Source organism: Curtobacterium sp. NPDC098951 (assembly GCF_044759965.1).
GTDB lineage: Bacteria > Actinomycetota > Actinomycetes > Actinomycetales > Microbacteriaceae > Curtobacterium.
Genome location: NZ_JBIWAG010000002.1, coordinates 186,766 through 204,730, shown reverse-complemented (window position 1 = coordinate 204,730; position 17,965 = coordinate 186,766). Strand labels below are relative to the sequence as shown.

17 protein-coding genes, 1 tRNA gene and 1 riboswitch are annotated in these 17,965 nt (G+C 73.3%); of the genes, 8 read left to right on the top strand and 10 right to left on the bottom strand.

The window, feature by feature from the left end; genetic code table 11:
- Positions 1-68 precede the first annotated feature (68 nt).
- A riboswitch (TPP riboswitch) is annotated at positions 69-180 on the top strand.
- The 4 genes from ACIQUC_RS05695 (at position 177) to ACIQUC_RS05680 (ending at position 3,934) form a co-directional block, all read left to right on the top strand.
- Complete coding sequence (locus ACIQUC_RS05695; protein WP_402265673.1) at positions 177-815, top strand: ECF transporter S component; 639 nt, start codon at positions 177-179, stop codon at positions 813-815. Its footprint overlaps the riboswitch before it by 4 nt.
- The gene (locus ACIQUC_RS05690; protein ID WP_402264258.1) at positions 812-2,455 is read left to right on the top strand and encodes an ABC transporter ATP-binding protein; all 1,644 of its coding nucleotides are present in this window, start codon (positions 812-814) and stop codon (positions 2,453-2,455) included. Before ACIQUC_RS05695 ends, ACIQUC_RS05690 begins: the two co-directional genes overlap by 4 nt.
- Positions 2,452-3,273, top strand: coding sequence for an energy-coupling factor transporter transmembrane component T family protein (locus ACIQUC_RS05685; RefSeq protein ID WP_402264255.1), 822 nt, complete (start codon positions 2,452-2,454; stop codon positions 3,271-3,273). Before ACIQUC_RS05690 ends, ACIQUC_RS05685 begins: the two co-directional genes overlap by 4 nt.
- The gene (locus tag ACIQUC_RS05680) at positions 3,266-3,934 is read left to right on the top strand and encodes an ATP-binding protein (RefSeq protein WP_402264252.1); all 669 of its coding nucleotides are present in this window, start codon (positions 3,266-3,268) and stop codon (positions 3,932-3,934) included. The genes ACIQUC_RS05685 and ACIQUC_RS05680 overlap by 8 nt, the downstream gene beginning before the upstream one ends.
- Positions 3,935-4,265: 331 nt before the next feature.
- Here ACIQUC_RS05680 and ACIQUC_RS05675 read toward each other — a convergent pair whose 3' ends face one another.
- On the bottom strand, positions 4,266-5,249 hold the full coding sequence (locus tag ACIQUC_RS05675) for a carboxypeptidase-like regulatory domain-containing protein (RefSeq protein ID WP_402264249.1): 984 nt from the start codon (positions 5,247-5,249) through the stop codon (positions 4,266-4,268).
- Between the two features lie 176 nt (positions 5,250-5,425).
- Complete coding sequence (locus tag ACIQUC_RS05670; protein WP_402264246.1) at positions 5,426-5,815, bottom strand: MerR family transcriptional regulator; 390 nt, start codon at positions 5,813-5,815, stop codon at positions 5,426-5,428.
- Between the two features lie 236 nt (positions 5,816-6,051).
- On the opposite strand from ACIQUC_RS05670, the gene ACIQUC_RS05665 reads away from it, so the two are divergent.
- A complete protein-coding gene (locus tag ACIQUC_RS05665) occupies positions 6,052-7,572 on the top strand; it encodes a SulP family inorganic anion transporter (RefSeq protein WP_402264243.1) in 1,521 nt (506 codons plus the stop codon).
- A 303-nt stretch (positions 7,573-7,875) separates the two neighbouring features.
- Here ACIQUC_RS05665 and ACIQUC_RS05660 read toward each other — a convergent pair whose 3' ends face one another.
- The 5 genes from ACIQUC_RS05660 to ACIQUC_RS05640 form a co-directional block, all read right to left on the bottom strand.
- On the bottom strand, positions 7,876-8,220 hold the full coding sequence (locus ACIQUC_RS05660; protein ID WP_402265671.1) for a metallopeptidase family protein: 345 nt from the start codon (positions 8,218-8,220) through the stop codon (positions 7,876-7,878).
- Positions 8,221-8,347: 127 nt separating this feature from the next.
- A tRNA-His gene (locus ACIQUC_RS05655) sits at positions 8,348-8,423 on the bottom strand.
- 111 nt (positions 8,424-8,534) lie between these two features.
- Positions 8,535-9,161 (bottom strand): oligoribonuclease, encoded by a 627-nt coding sequence (gene orn, locus ACIQUC_RS05650; RefSeq protein WP_022907434.1) that lies wholly within the window; start codon positions 9,159-9,161, stop codon positions 8,535-8,537.
- Positions 9,162-9,941: 780 nt separating this feature from the next.
- Positions 9,942-11,183: an MFS transporter gene (locus tag ACIQUC_RS05645; RefSeq protein WP_402264240.1), complete on the bottom strand. Its 1,242-nt coding sequence runs from the start codon at positions 11,181-11,183 to the stop codon at positions 9,942-9,944.
- Positions 11,180-11,626, bottom strand: coding sequence for a MarR family winged helix-turn-helix transcriptional regulator (locus ACIQUC_RS05640; RefSeq protein WP_402264237.1), 447 nt, complete (start codon positions 11,624-11,626; stop codon positions 11,180-11,182). The genes ACIQUC_RS05645 and ACIQUC_RS05640 overlap by 4 nt, the downstream gene beginning before the upstream one ends.
- Before the next feature lie 61 nt (positions 11,627-11,687).
- On the opposite strand from ACIQUC_RS05640, the gene ACIQUC_RS05635 reads away from it, so the two are divergent.
- Complete coding sequence (locus tag ACIQUC_RS05635) at positions 11,688-11,978, top strand: hypothetical protein (protein WP_071295918.1); 291 nt, start codon at positions 11,688-11,690, stop codon at positions 11,976-11,978.
- Positions 11,979-12,074: 96 nt separating this feature from the next.
- Positions 12,075-12,335 (top strand): thioredoxin family protein, encoded by a 261-nt coding sequence (locus tag ACIQUC_RS05630; RefSeq protein WP_022907438.1) that lies wholly within the window; start codon positions 12,075-12,077, stop codon positions 12,333-12,335.
- On the opposite strand, the gene ACIQUC_RS05625 is transcribed toward ACIQUC_RS05630, so the two are convergent.
- Genes ACIQUC_RS05625 through ACIQUC_RS05615 form a run of 3 tightly spaced genes read right to left on the bottom strand, consistent with a single transcriptional unit; the run spans position 12,279 to position 15,423 of the window.
- Positions 12,279-13,778 carry a DUF6716 putative glycosyltransferase gene (locus ACIQUC_RS05625; protein WP_402264233.1) on the bottom strand — a complete coding sequence of 500 codons (1,500 nt, stop codon included), beginning with the start codon at positions 13,776-13,778 and terminating at the stop codon, positions 12,279-12,281. The two genes, ACIQUC_RS05630 and ACIQUC_RS05625, sit on opposite strands and share 57 nt — an antisense overlap.
- Positions 13,775-14,647, bottom strand: a complete 873-nt coding sequence (locus tag ACIQUC_RS05620) for an N-acetylneuraminate synthase family protein (protein WP_402264230.1) — start codon at positions 14,645-14,647, stop codon at positions 13,775-13,777. Before ACIQUC_RS05620 ends, ACIQUC_RS05625 begins: the two co-directional genes overlap by 4 nt.
- Positions 14,644-15,423 (bottom strand): cytidylyltransferase domain-containing protein, encoded by a 780-nt coding sequence (locus tag ACIQUC_RS05615; protein ID WP_402264227.1) that lies wholly within the window; start codon positions 15,421-15,423, stop codon positions 14,644-14,646. Before ACIQUC_RS05615 ends, ACIQUC_RS05620 begins: the two co-directional genes overlap by 4 nt.
- Positions 15,424-15,583: 160 nt before the next feature.
- Between ACIQUC_RS05615 and ACIQUC_RS05610 the strand changes: the two genes are divergently transcribed.
- Positions 15,584-17,959 carry an ArnT family glycosyltransferase gene (locus ACIQUC_RS05610; protein ID WP_402264224.1) on the top strand — a complete coding sequence of 792 codons (2,376 nt, stop codon included), beginning with the start codon at positions 15,584-15,586 and terminating at the stop codon, positions 17,957-17,959.
- Positions 17,960-17,965 lie beyond the last annotated feature (6 nt).

The window sequence follows — 17,965 nt, the reverse complement described above, 5'->3', positions numbered from 1 at the left end:
CCGCACCGCGCCTCCTGTCCGTCGTGCGGTCGCGATCCGTCACCCGGTCGCGCACGCGTTTATGATGGTGGGACACACACGGGAGTCCGGGACCGCCGGGCTGAGAGGGAGCGAGTGGCGCTCCGACCGTCGAACCTGATCCGGGTCATGCCGGCGCAGGGAGGAGTCCTCGAATGATGCCCATCGGCACGTCGTCAGCAGTACCGTCCACCGTCACCCGTTCACTGCGGTGGCGCGTCGTCGACATCGTCGTCGCGAGCGTGCTCGCCGTCGCGATCGGTGTCGTCTTCAAGCTCTGGGAGTTCGGCTACGAGCCGATCAGCGCCGTGATGGCGCTCGTGCTGCCCGGCACGCAGGCGCTGTTCGGCGGGGTCTGGCTGCTCGCCGGCCCCGTCGTCGCGATCATCGTCCGGAAGCCGGGCGCCGCGCTCTACGCCGAGGTGGTCGCCGCCTCGGTCGAGGCGCTCCTCGGCACGCAGTGGGGGTTCCTCACGCTCGAGGCCGGCCTCGTGCAGGGGCTCGGCGCCGAACTGGTGCTCGCCCTGTTCCTGTACCGCGTCTACCGTCTGCCGGTCGTCGTGCTCGCCGGGGCCGCGGCCGGTCTCGCCCTGGGCATCAACGACACGGTGCTCTGGTACCCCGGGCTCGACCTCGCGTTCAAGATCGTCTACGTCGTCTCGGCGATCGTCTCGGGTGCGCTCATCGCGGGCGTCGGCTCGTGGTTCCTCGTCCGCGCCCTCGCTGCGACGGGCGTCCTGTCGTCCTTCGCCGCCGGTCGCGAGCACGCCAGGCGCCGTCCGCGCGTCGTCGCGTGACCAGCACCGCCGCGCGGATCACCTTCGAGGACTGGGGCTGGCGGTACGCGGAACGTGACGCCTGGGCCGTCCGAGGCGTCGACCTCCGGGTGGAACCGGGGGAGCGGGTCGCGGTCGTCGGCCCGTCCGGCGCCGGCAAGTCGACGCTCCTGCGGGCCGTCGCGGGCGTGCTCCCGGACGAACCGGACGCCACCGACGACACCGCCGCCTCGGTCCGGGGAACGGTCCTCGTCGACGGTGGCGAACCCCGTGCGGTCCGCGGGCGCGTCGGCCTCGTCATGCAGGACCCCGAGGCGCACACCGTGATGTCCCGCGTCGGCGACGACGTGGCGTTCGGATGCGAGAACGCCGGGGTCCCGCGCGACGAGACCTGGCAGCGCGTCCGGCACGCGCTCGAGGTCGTCGGCCTCGACCTGCCGCTCGACCGGTCCACCACGATGCTGTCCGGTGGGCAGCGGCAGCGGCTCGCCCTCGCCGGTGTGCTCGCCATGCGCCCGGGAGCCCTCGTGCTCGACGAGCCGTGCGCGAACCTCGACCCCGCCGGGGTCGTGCAGGTCCACGACGCCGTCCGGGCGCTCCTCGACGAGACCGGGGCGACCCTGCTCGTCGTCGAACACCGGATCGGCACCTGGCTGGACCTGGTCGACCGGCTCGTGCTGCTCGAACCGGCCGGCGGTGTCGTCGCCGACGGTGCGCCGGCGGATGTCCTCGCCGCCCACGGCCCGACGCTCACCGCCGCCGGCGTCTGGGTGCCGGGATCGGAGCCCGCGCGCGGTTCGGCTCGTCGGAGCACCCGCACGCCGCCGCGAACGGGCGGAACGGGCGCGGTCGCCACCGGGGGACCGAGCGGATCCCGCCCGTTCGACGAGGCGGGAGCGGACGGCGGCACGGACGCACCCGTGGGCGACGCCGTCCTGCTCGCGGCGCGCGGGCTCGGGACCGCCCGGGGTCGGCGGCAGCCGGTCGGGAGCGGGATCGACCTCGACGTCCGGGCCGGACGCGTGCTCGCCGTCACCGGGCCGAACGGTGTCGGCAAGTCGACGCTCGGCCTGACGCTCGCCGGACTCCTGCGCCCGGCCGCCGGCTCCCTCCGCGCGGGCACGGACCTCGCCGACGGGATCGGCGACGCGCCCGCCGCCTGGACGAGCACGCAGCTGGCCGGTCGGATCGGCACGGTCTTCCAGGACCCCGAGCACCAGTTCGTCGCCCGCACCGTCCGCGAGGAACTCGCCGTCGGCCCCCGGGCACTCGGCGCACCGGACGTCGACGAGCGGGTCGACGAGCTGCTCGACGCGTTCGGTCTCGCGCACCTCGCGGACGCCAACCCGTTCACGCTGTCCGGCGGCGAGCAGCGGCGGCTGGCGATCGGCACGGTCGTCGCCTCGCGGCCGACCGTCATCGTGCTCGACGAGCCGACGTCCGGGCAGGACCGGGCGACGTGGCAGGCCGTGGTCGAACGCCTCGGCGGACTGGCCGACGCCGGCACCGCGATCGTCGCCGTGACCCACGACCAGGACCTCGTCCGCGCCCTCGACGCCGACGAGGTCGTGCTCGGCGCGACCGGGGTGACGGCGGTGAGCGGAGCACCCGCCGCGCCGGTGCGGGGCAGGCACGGGCCGGCCACGGGGGTGTCCCGGTGACCACGCACCCCACCGCAGCCGGTCTGCCCGGACGAGCCGCGCCTCCCGGCCCACCCGACGGCACCACGCGCGCCCGTGGCGTCCGCGGGGTCCAGCCGGTCGCCTCGCTGCTGGGCGTCCTCGCGCTCGGGATCTGTCTGGTGCTGAGCCTCGACGTCGTGTCCGCGACCGTCGCGCTCGGCCTGGAGCTCCTGCTCCTGCCGCTGCTCCGGATCCCGCCGCGCACCCTGTTGCTGCGCACGTCGCCGGTCCTCGTCGCGGTCCCCCTGACCGCGCTGAGCATCGCGTTGTACGGGCGGGCCTCCGGTCGCGAGTGGTTCGACCTCGGCTTCGCCCACGTGACCGACGGGTCCCTCGAGCTCGCGCTCGCGACGGCGTTGCGTGTGCTCGCGGTCGGCCTGCCGGCGGTGGCGTTGTTCGTCCGGGTGGACCCGACGGACCTCGCGGACGGGCTGGCGCAGCTGCTGCGGCTGCCCGCACGGTTCGTGCTCGGGTCGCTGGCGGCGATCCGGATGACGACCCTCCTCGGAGACGACTGGCGACAGCTCGGCATGGCCCGTCGTGCCCGGGGCGTCGCGGACACCGGCCGGCTGCGGCGAGGCGCGTCGATGGCGTTCGCGCTGCTCGTGCTCGCGCTGCGGCGGGCGACGACGCTGGCGGTGGCGATGGAGTCGCGCGGGTTCGGCGCTCCCGGGCGGCGGACGTGGGCACGGACCGCCCGGTTCGCGGGGCCGGAGTGGGCGATGGTCGGCGTGCTCGTCGGCATCGGGGTCGTGTCGATCGTGGTCGCCGTGGCGGCGGGGACCTGGCGTGCCTGAGCGCGGCGCCGTCGGCGCTTCCGGCGCTGTCGGCGCGGCCGGCGCCGTGGACGCGGCCGGTGCTGTCGGCGCTGTCGGCGCGGCCGGTGCCGTGGACGCGGCCGGTGCTGTCGGCGCTGCCGGCGCTGCCGGTCCGGCGGACTCGCTCGTCGAGGGCCTCGCCGCCGCGGCAGCCGGGGTCGCGACCGCGTCGGGCACCCGGCTCGTCGTGCTCGTCGACGGGCGGTCCGGCACCGGGAAGACGACGCTCGGCACCGTGCTCGGCGACCGGCTCGGCGCCGAGGTCGTGCACCTCGACGACGTCTACCCGGGGTGGGACGGACTGGCCGCCGCCGCTCGGGCCGTGGTGACCGACGTCCTGGGGGAGCCGTCGGGGTACCGGCGGTGGGACTGGGCGACGTCCTCGCCGGCGGAGTGGGCACCCGTCGACCCCGAGCGCCCGATCGTCGTCGAGGGGTGTGGTGCGCTCTCGCGCGGTTCGGCGCCGCTGGCGTCGCTCCGGGTGTGGCTCGAGGCCGACGACGGCACCCGGTGGGACCGGGCGATCGGCCGTGACGGCGACGTGTTCGCCCGGGAGTGGGAGCGCTGGGCAGCCCAGGAGTCGGCGTTCATCGCGGCCGAGCGGCCCGCGAAGCTCGCGGACGTGGTGCTGCGGACGTAGCGCGCCGCGCCTCCGTGCCTCCCGCTCGGCGCCGCGCCGCGCCGCCCGCCTGCCGCCCGCCCCGCCCCGCGCCGCCCGCCCCGCCCCGCGCCGCCCGCCGCCCGACGACTTCACGGGCTGGTCGACACCTCACGCTTGGACACGCCCGTGAGGTGTCGCCCAGCGCGAAACCTCGGCGCGGATGCTCCGTGCCGTGCCGTGCCGTGCCGTGCCCTGCGCCGCCCGCCGGCGCCGCCGGCCGTCCCGCGAGCGAACGTCACGGGCTGGCCGACACCGCACGCCCGGACGCGCCCGTGAAGTGTCGGTCAGCGCGAAACCTCGGCGCGGATGCTCAGCGCACTGCGGCGTCCGGGACGGCCCCGCCCCACCCGTTGAACCCGCCGAACACGACCCGGACGGGTACGGCCTGCGCGCGCCCGGTCACGTACCGGTACCCGCCAGCCGGACGTGCGAGCCACAGTGTCCGCGCCGGCGTCGCACTCGTCGCCGCCGTCCGCAGCTCCACCACGTACTGCCCCGAGGGGATCTGGAACTGCGCGGTCTGCTCGCTGTCGAGCACCGTCGAGAACCGGGTCGAGGACGACGCACCGGTCGCCACGTCGGTCACCGTGACGCGTGCGCCGCTGAGCTGTGCCGACGAGGTGCCGGACGTCGCGAAGACGAGCAGGTCGTAGTCGCTGTGCGCGTAGTGCCGTGACAACGTCACCTGGGAAGCCGGCAGCGTCCCTCGCTGCTGGTACACCCGGGTCTTCCAGACGGCGGGCGAGGCCAACCCGTTCGCGTACGCCTCGATGCGGTACAGCCCGGTGCTCAGGCCGACGAACCGGTACTCGCCCGCGCCGTCCGAGGTCGTGCGGAACACCTGCGAGGTGTCCTCGTTCCACGCGTACATCAGGCGTCCGGCGGCCGGGCCGTCGGGTCCGACCACCCCGCCCTGCACGGTGGCGCCGACCACCAGCGGCACGGTGACCGCGACCGTCGAACCACCGCGCACCGCGATGCCCGCGCGGAGGCCGGGCGCGTACGTGTCTGCTCCGTGCGGCGGCAGCTGCCGTGTCGTCACCGTGACGGTGTCCGGTGCGGGGATGCCCGTGAACGTCGCGGTGCCGTCGTCGTCGGTGGTGGCGTTCCCGATGACGACGTCGACGCCGATCGCCGCGAGCTCCACGTCCGCCAGGCGGATCGGGGTGCCGTCCGGTGAGGCGAGCTGCACGGTGATCGCCCCGGAGCCGAGCGCGGTCGCCGGTGGCGCCACACCGACCAGCGCTGCCGCCGCCAGTGCCACGACGAGTGTCGTCCCGGTGATGAGTCGCATCGCGTTCCCCGATCGCTCGCCGCTCGTGCGTTGCGTGGGACTGTACGCGGCGACGCGCCTGCGCGCGCGACCCCGCCGTGCGGCGCGTGCGGACGCACCGGCCAGGAGGCGCGACCCGCCCTGCGGACGCACGTCGCGCCTCCTGGCCGGTCACCGCTCGGGCGGTCGGGCCGCGGCTACCGACTGCGGAGGATCCCGAGGAACTCGTCGGCCATGCCGAGCTGCTGTTCCAGCTTCGCGCGGCGCAGCTCGGTGTCGCGGACGTACGCGTCGAGCTCGCCACGGAGGCGGGCTCGTTCGGCGTCGTCGTCGGTCCGGTCGAGGGCGTCGACGACGGCCAGGAGCTCGGCCATCTGCTCGAGACTGAACCCGAGGGGCTTCATGCGGCGGATGACGAGCAGTCGAGCGAGGTCCGTGTCGGTGTACAGCCGGAACCCGCCCTCGGAGCGACCGGAAGGACGGAGCAGACCGACCTCGTCGTAGTGGCGGATCGTGCGGTGGGACAGGCCGGTGCGTTCGGCGAGGTCGCCGATGTGCATCGTGGTCGGTGCCGCGTCGTCCGTCATGCCAGGAGCCTCCGTGCCGTCGTCGTGTCCTGGCGAGCGTACCGCCGCGCGATCTGCAGTCCCGGTCTTGCGCACCAACCCTCCCGTTGCGTTAGAGTCGAACCACAGCAACTCTCCCGCGACGGAAGAGTTGAGATGTGCCGCACGCCTCGACGTCGCCGGCCGTGCGCGATGACGCGCCCCACGAACAGCTCTCGCGGGCGCAGCGCCCGCACCCCACCATCCGAAGGAGAACCGTGACGACCGTCACGCAGTCCGTGCCCGTCCAGGCGCATCCCAGTCCCACCGTCCTGTCCGCCCTGCGGAACCCGAAGGTCCTGCTCCGCGAGGTCTTCGCCGGCCTCGTCGTCGCCCTCGCCCTGATCCCCGAGGCGATCTCGTTCTCGATCATCGCCGGCGTCGACCCCCGTGTCGGCCTGTTCTCGGCGTTCGTGATGGCCGTCGTCATCTCGTTCGTCGGTGGCCGAGCCGCGATGATCACCGGCGCCACCGGCGCGATCGCCCTCGTCGTCGCCCCGGTCGTCAAGGAGCACGGCCTCGACTACCTCATCGCCACCGTCCTGCTCGGCGGGGTCTTCCAGCTGATCCTCGGCGGGCTGGGAGCGGCGAAGCTGATGCGGTTCGTGCCCCGGTCGGTGATGGTCGGCTTCGTCAACGCGCTCGCCATCCTCATCTTCACCGCGCAGCTGCCGAACATCATCGGCGTCTCGTGGCTGGTGTGGCCGATCGCCGCCGCCGGCATCGCGATCATCGTCCTGCTGCCCCGGTTCACCACGGCGATCCCCGCACCGCTCGTCGCGATCGTCGTCCTGACCCTGGTGACCGTGTTCGCGTCGATCGCCATCCCGACCGTCGGTGACGAGGGCAAGCTCCCCGACAGCCTCCCGACACTGGTCATCCCGAACGTGCCGCTGACCCTCGAGACCCTCACGATCATCGCCCCGTACGCACTCGCGATGGCCCTGGTCGGGCTCCTCGAGTCGCTGATGACGGCGAAGCTCGTCGACGAGGTCACCGACACCGGCTCCCGGAAGACCCGAGAGGCCCTCGGCCAGGGCGTCGCGAACATCGCCTCCGGATTGTTCGGTGGCATGGGCGGATGCGCGATGATCGGGCAGACCATGATCAACGTGAAGGCCTCCGGTGCCCGCACGCGCATCTCGACCTTCCTGTCCGGAGTCTTCCTGCTCGTGCTGGTGGTCGGTCTCGGCGACGTCGTCGCGATCATCCCGATGGCCGCCCTCGTCGCCGTCATGGTGATGGTCTCGGTCGGCACCTTCGACTGGCACAGCATCAGGCCTGCCACCCTGAAGCGGATGCCTGTCGGCGAGACCATCGTCATGGTGCTCACCGTCGTGATCGTGGTCGCCACCGACAACCTCGCGATCGGCGTCATCATCGGCGTCGTCGCCGCGATGGTCGTCTTCGCCCGCCGCGTCTCCCACTTCACGAACGTGTCGCGGAGCATCGAGACGCTGCCGGACGGCGCGCAGCATGCCCTGTACGCGGTCGAGGGTGAGCTCTTCTTCGCCTCCTCGAACGACCTCACCACCCAGTTCGACTACACCGACGACCCGGATCTCGTGGTGATCGACATGACGAGGTCGCATGTGTGGGACGCCTCCACCGTCGCGGCGCTCGACGCGATCGAGACGAAGTACCACCAGCACGGCAAGCGCGTCGAGATCCGCGGGATGAACGACGCCAGCCGGGCGTTCCACGGCCGCCTCGCCGGCACCCTCGGATCCGGTCACTGACGACCACCTCGACCTCCGCCCGGCCCCGACGGGGCACCGAGTGAACGGGCGGAGCCGTGAGGCCGGGACCTGATTCCCCGACCTCGCAGCGGGCATCGTCGCGTCGAACCGCGACGGTGCCCGCACCCGCCCGTCGTGTCGCGCGGGGCGGGCTGCGCCCGTCGTGCCGCGCGGGGCGGGCTGCGCCCGTCGTGCCGCGCGGGGTGGGCTGCGCCGCCCCGAGACTCGGCTCGGCGGACGGTTTCGCGCCGCCGCGCCGCGAAACTGTCCGCGGGGCCGAGACTCGGGCGCGGGAGCGGCGGGCTACGCCCAGCCGAGCTCGTGCAGGCGCTCGTCGTCGATGCCGTAGAAGTGCCCGATCTCGTGCACGAGCGTGGTGTGCACCTCGTCCTTGAGTTCCTCGAGCGTGTCGCACTCGGCGAGGTGCTGCTTCCGGAACACCACGATCCGGTCGGGCAGCTCGCCGAAGCCGTACTGGCCGCGCTCGGTCGCCGCGACGCCGTCGTACACGCCGAAGAGCTGTTCGCCGTCCTCCGGTTCGTCCTCGACGACGAACACTACGTTGTCGAGTCCGTCGACCATCTCGTCGGGGAGCAGGTCGAGCTCGTCGGTCACGAGCTGCTCGAAGGCATCGGCGGACATCTCCATCACGCCGCCGATCGTCTCACGGCGTGCTGGCCGTCCGCGCGGCGAAGCCGCACGGCGCCGGAGGCGCCCAGACAAACACTGAGGGAGAGCCCCGGTTGCGTCTCACGCAACCGGACTCTCCCTCGACTGGGGTGAATAACGGGTCTCGAACCCGCGACCTCCTAGACCACAACCAGGCGCTCTACCAACTGAGCTATATCCACCATGTGCACACCGGGCGACCGGCGCGACCACTCAATAGTAGTACATGCCGGAGGCGGGTCGGACCACGTGGGGCGAGCCGCGCCTCCTGGACGCGCCGGAGGCGGCGTGTCCTACTGCGCGAGCCGCGGCTCCCACTTGGTGACGACCTCGTTCGCGACCGCCTTGACGTCCTCCGAGGAGGGCCCGGGCTCGGCGACGAAGCCGGCGCGGCGGTAGTACTCGAGCTCGCGGATGGACTCGAGGATGTCCGCGAGCGCCCGGTGCCCGCCGTGCTTCTCGGGGGCGTTGAAGTAGACGCGCGGGAACCAGCGGCGGCAGAGCTCCTTGATGCTCGAGACGTCGACGCTGCGGTAGTGCAGGTGGCCGTCGACGCGGGGCATGTACTTCGACAGGAACGAGCGGTCGGTGCCGATCGTGTTGCCCGCGAGGGGAGCGGAACCCTCGGCGGGGACGTGTTCGAGGATGTACTCGAGCACCTGGTACTCGGCGTCCGCGAGGCTCACACCGTTCGGGATCTCCTCGAGCAGCCCCGAGGTGGTGTGCATGTTCGTGACGAACTCGTTCATGTTGTCGAGCGCCGACTGGTCGGGCTTGATCACGATGTCGAAGCCGGGGTGCACGGGGACGAGGTCGAAGTCGGTGACGACGACGGCCACCTCGACGAGTTCGTCGACCTCGAGGTCGAGGCCCGTCATCTCGCAGTCGATCCAGACGAGGCGGTCGTTCGCAGTTGCCATGGTGTCGATCCTATTCCGCGGTGGCGCGGGGCCCGGTGCTGGGTGGGAGTGCGGGCTGGCGCTCGGGGGGTCGCTCGGGTGCTGGGGTGCTCGCTCGGGTGCTCGGTGGCGCGCGCGGGCGATCGCGTGCTGGGTGGCGCGCTCGCGAGCGGGCGATGTCTGCAACGCTCGTGGCGCGACCGGGACGTTTCCCGCCCGCTCGCCGGGTGGGCTGCCCGAGCGGGCGGGGGAGGAGCGCTGAACGGGCGGATTGTGCGGCGACCTTGGCGGGCGCGGAACGGGTTCCGCCCGCTCGCTGCGCGCTCCGCGCGAGCGGGCGATCGGTGCAGCGCGAGGGGCGTACGCCGAACGTGTTCCGCCCGATCGCGCCCTCCGGTGGGTTGAGGGCGACTGCCTGGAGGCGCGGGCCGGCCCCTCGGGACCGTGTCGCGCCTCCAGACGGTCACCCTGCGGACGGGCGCAGCTGGCCAACGGGCGAATCCGGTCGCGTGCCCGCGGTCGCCACGACGACTTCCGCCCGCTCGCGCGGGGGAGGCGCGAGCGGGCGGGATGTGGTGGGTGCGGGGCGTGAGCGGGACGTGTTTCGCCCGCTCGCGCGGCGGTGGCGCGCGCGGGCGGGATGTGTCGGGCACGGGGCGTGAGCGGGACGTGTTTCGCCCGCTCGCGCGGCGGAGGCGCGAGCGGGCGGGATGTGGTGTGTGCGGGGCGGGAGCGGGACGTGTTTCGCCCGCTCGCGCGGGGGAAGCGCGAGCGGGCGGAAGGGGACGAGCGGGCCCCGGGCTAGGCCATCTCGCCGGCGCCGATGGCCTCGGCCTCGACGCGCTCCGGCTCGGCGCCGTCGTCCACCCGGCGCAGCACGCGCGTGGTGCACACGACCACGACGAACGCGACGGCGACGGACAGCCCCGCGAAGACGTACGCGGCGGACGGGGCGAAGCGGTGGGCGAGCAGCGTGGCCACGGGTGGGGCGATCGCGCCGCCGATGAAGCGCACGGCCGAGTAGGCGCTCGACGCGACGGAGCGGGGGAGGTCGGTGGCCTCCATGACGCACTCGGTGAGGACGGTGTTGAGGACACCGAGCACGAGACCGCCGACGATGACCGAGATGACCAGGCCGACCTGCGAGTGCACGACCACGGCGGCGGCGAACAGGTCGAGCGCGAGCAGCGGGAGCGCGATCTTCAGCACGGTGGTGCGGCGGAGTCGGGCGGTGAGCATCGGGGCGACCCAGACCGAGGTGATCGCGAGGCCCACGCCCCAGCCGAAGAACGTGAAGCCGATGCCGAGCGCGCCGAAGCCGAGCGGGAAGGGCGTGTACGCCAGCAGGACGAAGAAGCCGATGTTGTAGAAGAGCGCGGTGACGGCGAGGGCGGCGAGTGCCGGACGACCGAGCGCGCGGAACGGTGCGGAGAGCTTCGTCGGGGTCGGCTTCTCGAGGCCCGAGGACTTCAGGAGCGTGACGATGGCGATGAACGCGATGGCCATGAGAGTGGTGACGCCGAAGAACGGGCCGCGCCAGCTCACCGAGCCCAGCAGGCCGCCGACGAGCGGGCCGACCGCGATGCCGAGGCCGAGCGCCGCCTCGTACAGGATGATCGCGGACGCGGTGCCGCCCGAGGCCGCACCGACGATCGTCGCGAGGGCGGTGGAGATGAAGAGCGCGTTCCCGAGGCCCCATCCGGCGCGGAAGTCGATGATCGTCCACACACTGTTCGACGTCGCCGCGAGCACCGAGAACAGCACGATGAGCGCGAGGCCGATGAGCAGCGTGTTCTTCGCACCGATGCGGCTGGAGACCCAGCTGGTGAAGAACATCGCGACACCGGTGACGGCGAGGTAGCTCGTGAAGAGCAGCTCGGTCTGGGCGGCGGTGGCCCGCAGCGACGAGGCGATCGCGGGGAGGATCGGGTCGACGAGCCCGATGCCCATGAAGGCGACGACGCAGGCGAAGGCGATCGCCCAGACCGCTGACGACTGCTTGAGGATGCTGCCGGACTGTCCGGCGGGTGCGTGGGCGTTCACGCGTGGGTCTCCGTTCTGGTGGCGGTGGAGGTGCGGGAGGCGATGATCTCGACGGCGTCGTGCAGGGTGTCCCACTCGTCCTCGGTCAGGTCGGCGAAGAGCGGGCCGACCGTCCGGGTGAGGGTGACCCGCCAGGACACCAGCCGTTCGTGGCCGGCCTCGGTGAGTTCGATGAGCTGCCCGCGCGAGTCGTCCGGGTCGACGCTGCGGGTCACGAGGCCGTCGGCGAGCATGCCGGCGACGAGCCTCGTCATCGTCGGCTGCGCGACGCGGGAGGCGGCCGCGAGCTCGCCGAGGCGGAGCGGCTGGTCGGTCTCGAGGATGCCGAGCGTGCGCCAGACGGCGGAGGAGGTGGTGTTCCCCGTCGCCTGCGCTGCGGTGCGGATCAGGCGGTTGACGGAGACGAGGAGCGTCTCGATCGTCTGCTCGCGCGGTGATTCCATAGCAAAACTATATAGCGAAGCTATGAAGTCGTCAACAGGTGGCCCCTGGTAGAAGGGATGCATGAGCGACATCACCATCCACGAAGGCGACGAGTACACCGCGATCTTCCACGGCGGACCCTTCGACGGCACGACCGACACCCGCACGGCCACGAGCGACGCGCTGGACGACGAGGTCACGGTGTTCGCCGACGTCGAGGGCCTCCAGACCGCGTTCACCTATCGCATGACGAAGTCGCGCCAGGTGCTCGACCAGACCTCGGCCGAGTTCGAGTACGTGCCGGGCGAGTCCGACCCGGTCGACGACCTCGCCGACCGCGGGGACCGCAGCGGCGAGTTCGACCGCGAGTAACCGACGGCGCCGCGGCGCGCGGCGGACATCGCGCACCGCGGCACCCCGCTCCACGCGGCGGGAGTAGAACCCCGCCCGCCCGCGTTGCAGGACTCCATGCAGCTCGACCTCTGGACCTCCTCGTTCTGCGCCCCGTGCGCCGCCGCCCGCCGGGTGTCGGCCGAGGCGTCCGAGCTCGTCCCCGGGCTGCACGTCACGGAGCGGGACGTGGCGAACCACCCCGACCAGGCGGAGGACCTCGGCATCCGGTCGACCCCCACGATCATCGTGCGGCGGGACGACGGGGCCGAGGTCTTCCGTTCACCCGGCGTCCCGACCCGGGACCAGCTGCTCCTCGCGATCGCCAAGGCGATCTGACCCGCCCACGCGCGACGCAGCTCCGGGCGGCCGGTCTCCGAGTCGACCCGGCGCCTCCCCGCGCTGGCTCGTCGGCGCGAGCAGCACCGGCGGCTCCGCCGGACGCAGCAGTCGGCGTCCCTGCCGCAGCACCCGCTTCAGCGCCCGCACCGGCGCCCCGATCGCCAGGGCGACGGCTCCGAGCACACTGCGGTCGTCCGGCCCGAGGGCGTTCTTGCGCTCCCAGGCCCGGCGGAGCACACCGCCCCGGCTCCGGCGCGCGGCCGGCCGATCGCGCAGCACCCCGGCGTCGCGTGACGCCATGAGCCGCTCGGCCCGCTCCGCCCAGTCGTTCTCGGACTCCGGGTGGAAGTGGTTGTCGTGCATCCACGCGGGCCGGACCGTCCCGAACCGGCCGTCCACGAGGTCGATCGCGTCGCCCTCGAGGCCGCTGCCCACGAACGCCTCGTTGATGAGGTGCCGGCCGATGCCGAAGTCGGTCAGGGTGAGCGCGGGGATGCCCCGGGCCGCCGCCTCGAGCACGGCCGTCGAGCTGATCGTCACGAGGGCCACCGCGCGGTCGAGGTGGACCGACATCGGCCCGCTCTCGACCACGAGGTTCGCCGGGGCGTCCGCGGGCACGAGGTCCGGGTACGGGTCCTGCTCACGGTGCGTCTGGTGTTCGCCGGCGCCGGCCCGGACCTTGATCACCACCCGCCACTCCGGGTGTCGGCGCGCGGTCTCGGCGAGCCACCCGACGACACGCTCGCGGTCGGCACGCTCGGCGGGGACGCTCGGCTGCGCAGCGAAGACGACGGCGTCGCGGGGTGGCGATCCGACGGTTGCGCCCGCGTCCGACGCCGCCGGCCGCGCGAACGGCAGCGTCGCGAGCGCGAAGTGCGGCTCGACGCCGCCCTCGGCCGCGAGCTCCTCGTACGCCCGGACCTCGCGGTGGCTGTGCAGCACGAACAGGTCGGCGCGCGCCCGGAAGAACACGCCCTTCCACTTCGCCGGGTACGAGATGCCCGGCAGCCCCGTCACGAGGACGGGCCGCCGCGGCACCCGACGGTGGACCTCCTCGATGACGAGTTCGGCGACCGGTCCGATCAGGGACACCAGGACCGCGTCCGGCGGGTCGGTGCGGAGTCGATCGACGATCGCGTCGACGTCGAGCGGCTCCGGCGGTGTCGCCGCCAGGTGCGCCAGCCGGCCGTCGAGCCCCCGGAACGCGGACCGCAGCTGCGCCGGGCTCGCGGATCGCGGCGTCGCCACCGTGACGAGTTCCAGCTCCCAGTGCGCGGGTGCGGCGGCGAGCAGGTGGGCGCCCCACTTCGCGAACGAGTCGGTGTCGACCAGGCCGACCACCCGACGGACGCGCGGCGATCCGGCGGACGGGAGGCGCGCCTCCCGTCCGCCCGTCGCCCCGCGTCCGTCGCCGGTCGCGTCCAGGGCGTCGCCGGTCACGCTCCGACGCGGCGAAGCTTCGCGAGCGGTGCCCGCTCGCCCGGCATGACCCGCTTGACCCCGTCGCCGAGTGCGGTCTCGATGATGCGGACGTCGCGCGCCAGGGTCTGCAGCCCGTGCGGCTCGAGCGAGGCAGCGTGGTCCGAGCCCCACATCGTCCGGTCGAGCGTGATGTGGCGCTCGAGGGCGGTGGCGCCGAGGGCGACGGCGGCGATGGAGATCTGCAGGCCCGGCTCGTGCCCCGAGTACCCGACCGGGACCCCCGCGTACCGGGTCGCGAGGGTGTCGATCATCCGCAGGTTCGCCTCTTCGGCGGGGAGCGGGTACGTCGACGTCGCGTGCATGAGCACGAGGCGCTCGGTGCCGAGGGCGTCGACGGCGCGGTCGATCTGCTCGAGCGTCGACATGCCGGTCGACAGGATCACGGGCTTGCCGGTCGCGGCGACCTCGGCGAGGAGACCGAGGTCCGTCACCGACGCCGAGGCGATCTTGTACGCGACCACGTTCAGGTCCTCGAGGAACGCGACCGACGGCTCGTCCCACGGCGAGGCGAACCAGTCGAGCCCCCGGAGCGTCGCGTGGTCCCCGATCTCGATGTACTGGTCGCGGTCGAACTCGACGCGGTACCGGTACTCGAGGTACGTCATCTCGCCCCACGGCGTGCTGCGGGGCGTCTGCTTCATGTGTTCCGGCGTCGCGACCTCCGGCGTGCGCTTCTGGAACTTCACCGCCTGCAGCCCGGCGTCGGCCGCGACGTCGATGAGCCGCTTGGCGATGTCGACGTCGCCGTTGTGGTTCAGGCCGATCTCGCCGATGAGGTACGCGGGGTGGCCCGCGCCGATCGTGGACGTGCCGATGGTGACGGTCATGGTGCTCCGTTCGGTGCGGGGACGTGCGGCGCGGTCGCCGGACGGGGGTCGGGTGCGTGCTCGGTGGAGCGGCTCGTGCTCGTCGGCCGGTCCAGCCGGGTCGCGAGGGCGGACGCGAGGGCGAGGTCCGCCGGCTCGTCGACGTCGATCGCGCCCGCACCGTCCACGACGACGAGTTCGACCCGGCCGTGGAACCGGTGCCGGTGCTCGCGGAAGCCGGTCGCGCGGAAGACGTAGAAGGCGCCCGTCTCACGGAACTCCGGGGCGCGGTCCTGCCGGCGGGGGCGGACCGCCTGCTCGTGGTTCACGGCGCGGGCGGTGCCGTCGTCGTCGACGCGCCAGAGGAAGGCGTGCGAGGGCGCCGCGGCGAACACCGCGTCGGCGTGCCCGTCCCGGACCCGGGTGACGGCGGCGTCGAGGTCGGCCGGGTCGATGAACGGCGAGGTCGCCTGCACGAACACGACGACCTCGGGCTCCTCGCCCGCGGCCGCGAGTACGTCGAGGACGTGCAGCACCGCCGACTCCGACGAGGCCTCGTCACCGGCCAGCTCCGGCGGGCGGCGGACCACCCGGGCGCCGGCGGACACGGCCTCGGCCGCGATGGCGTCACCGTCGGTCGAGACCACGACGGCGTCGATCGTCGGGCTCGCGAGCGCGGCCTCGACGGCACGGCGCACCAGCGACCGCCCGGCGACCTGGCGGAGGTTCTTGCCCGGGATGCCCTTCGAACCCGCACGGGCCGGGACGACCGCGACGACGGAACCGGTGGAGCGCATGCCCGGGACGCTACGAAGCTGCGGTGTCGCACAGGCGAACGGCAGGCAGACGTGCGCCGAAGGGTTCCGGAACCCGACCTGGCGGACGTCCGCCGCGCCTCCCGGCTCTTCCACAGCGGCAGCAACGGATGCCGAAAGCCGGTCCGGTGACCCTTGACCCATGAGTCGCACCTCCCGCACACCCGCCGTCCAGCGAGCACGCTGGGAACGTCCCGCCTTCTTCGGGCTGCTCCTCGCCACGGGCGTGCTGTACCTGGTGAACCTCGGCGTCAACGGGTACGCGAACGCGTTCTACTCGGCCGCCGTCCAGGCCGGGAGCCAGAGCTGGGAGGCCTTCTTCTACGGGTCCTCGGACGCCGGCAACTCGATCACCGTCGACAAGCCGCCGGCGTTCCTCTGGGTGATGGAGCTGTCGGTCCGGCTGTTCGGCCTGAACTCGTGGGCGATCCTCGTCCCCGAGGCGCTGATGGGGGTCGCCATCGTCGCGCTGCTGTACGCGATCGTCCGCCGACGCTTCTCCGCCGGGGCGGCGCTCACCGCCGGAGCCGCACTCGCCACGACCCCTGTCGCCACCCTGATGTTCCGCTTCAACAACCCGGACGCGCTCCTCACCCTGCTCATGGTGCTGTCGCTCTGGCTCGTCCTGCGCGGTGTCGACACCGGGAAGCTGCGGTACGTGGTCTGGGCGGGCGTCGCCGTCGGGTTCGCCTTCCTCACGAAGCAGCTGCAGGGCTTCCTGATCCTGCCCGTCCTCGTCGGCGTGTACCTGTACTGCTCGTCGCTGCCGTTCGTGAAGCGGGTCGTGCACCTGCTCTGGGCCGCCCTCGCCGTGGTCGTCGCCGGCGGCTGGTGGGTCGCCGTCGTGGAACTCGTGCCCTCGTCGTCCCGTCCGTACGTCGGGGGATCGCAGACGAACTCGTTCCTCGAGCTCACCTTCGGCTACAACGGCCTCGGTCGGGTCACCGGCGACGAGACCGGCAGCGTGACCGGCGGTGGCGGGACCGCCGGCGCCGGCTCCTGGGGTGCCACCGGGATCCTCCGGCTGTTCGGCTCGGAGTTCGCGGGACAGATCACCTGGCTGCTGCCCACCGCGCTCGTCCTGCTCGTCGCCGCCCTCGTCGCGATCGGCTTCCGGCAGCGGACCTCGCCGCGGCTGGCGACCGTCCTCGCGCTCGGCGGTGCGCTGCTCCTGACCGGGCTGGTCTTCAGCTTCATGGGCGGGATCTTCCACCCGTACTACACGGTGGCGCTCGCCCCGTACATCGCCGGACTCGTGGGCATCGGCGCCGGGGTGCTGTGGGAGCGGCGCTCGTCGTGGTGGTGGCGCGGGACGGCTGCGCTCGCCGTGGTGGTGACCGTGGTGTGGCAGTGGCACCTGCTGACGGCGGCGTCGGGGTGGCAGCCGTGGATCCGGTGGGTGGTGCTCGTGGCCGGGGTGGTGACGGCGGTGGCGGTGCTCGTGCCGGTGCGGTCGGGGGCCGCTGCCTCGGCTCCCGGCGCGGGTGCGGAGGCAGCCGGTGCGGAGCTGGTGGCGGCCGGTGCGGGTGCTGCCGGGGCCGGTGCTGCCGCGGCCGGTGAGGGGTCGGCGGCAGGCGCGGGCCCGGCGGCGGGCCCGGCGGCGGGGCCGGCCGTGGCTGGTGCCGGGGCCTCGGCTGCTGTCGACGGGTGGGAGCGTGTGCCGCGGGTGATCGGCGAGCCCGGGTCCGACGTCACCCCCGCCCCCGCCGATCGTGGGCTGTCCGCCAGGTGGTCACGACCGGTCGGCAGCATCGTGGTGGTCGGCGCGGTCGTCACGGCGCTCCTCGGACCGACGGCGTACTCGATCGACACGGTGACGACCGCGCACACCGGTTCGCTGCCGTCGGCCGGGCCGACGGTCGCGGGCGCCGGCTTCGGCGGCGGCGGACGCGGCGGGTTCGGTGGCGGACGCGGTGGGTTCGGTGGTGGCGGGACCGCCGGTGGCGGGACCGCCGGTGGTGCGACCGGGACCAACGGTGGTGTTCCGGGAGGCGCGGGTGGCGCTGGCGGCACCGGTGGACCCGGTGGGGCGGGTGCGCCCGGCGGGACCGGCACAGGGACGGGTGGCGGCACCGGGACCGGCACCGCGCCGGGTGGCGGCACCGGGACGGGCACGGGTGCGGGTCGTGCGGGTGGTGGCGGGTTCGGCGGTGCCGGTGGGCTGCTCGGCGGATCGACCGAGATCTCCTCGACGCTGCGGAAGGCGCTCCTGGAGGACGCCGACGACTACACCTGGGTGGCTGCGACCATCGGGTCGAACAGCGCCGCGACCTACCAGCTCGCGACCGGCGCCTCGGTGATGCCGATCGGCGGCTTCAACGGCTCGGACCCGTCACCGACCCTCGCCGAGTTCGAGGCGGACGTGGCTGCGGGGAAGATCCACTACTTCATCGCTGGCAGCGTCGGGCAGTCGAACGGCGGCAGCGATGCGGCGTCGAAGATCTCGGCGTGGGTGGAGTCGAACTTCACCGCGTCGACCATCGGCGGGGTCACGGTCTACGACCTCACGGCGGGCTAGGGTCGA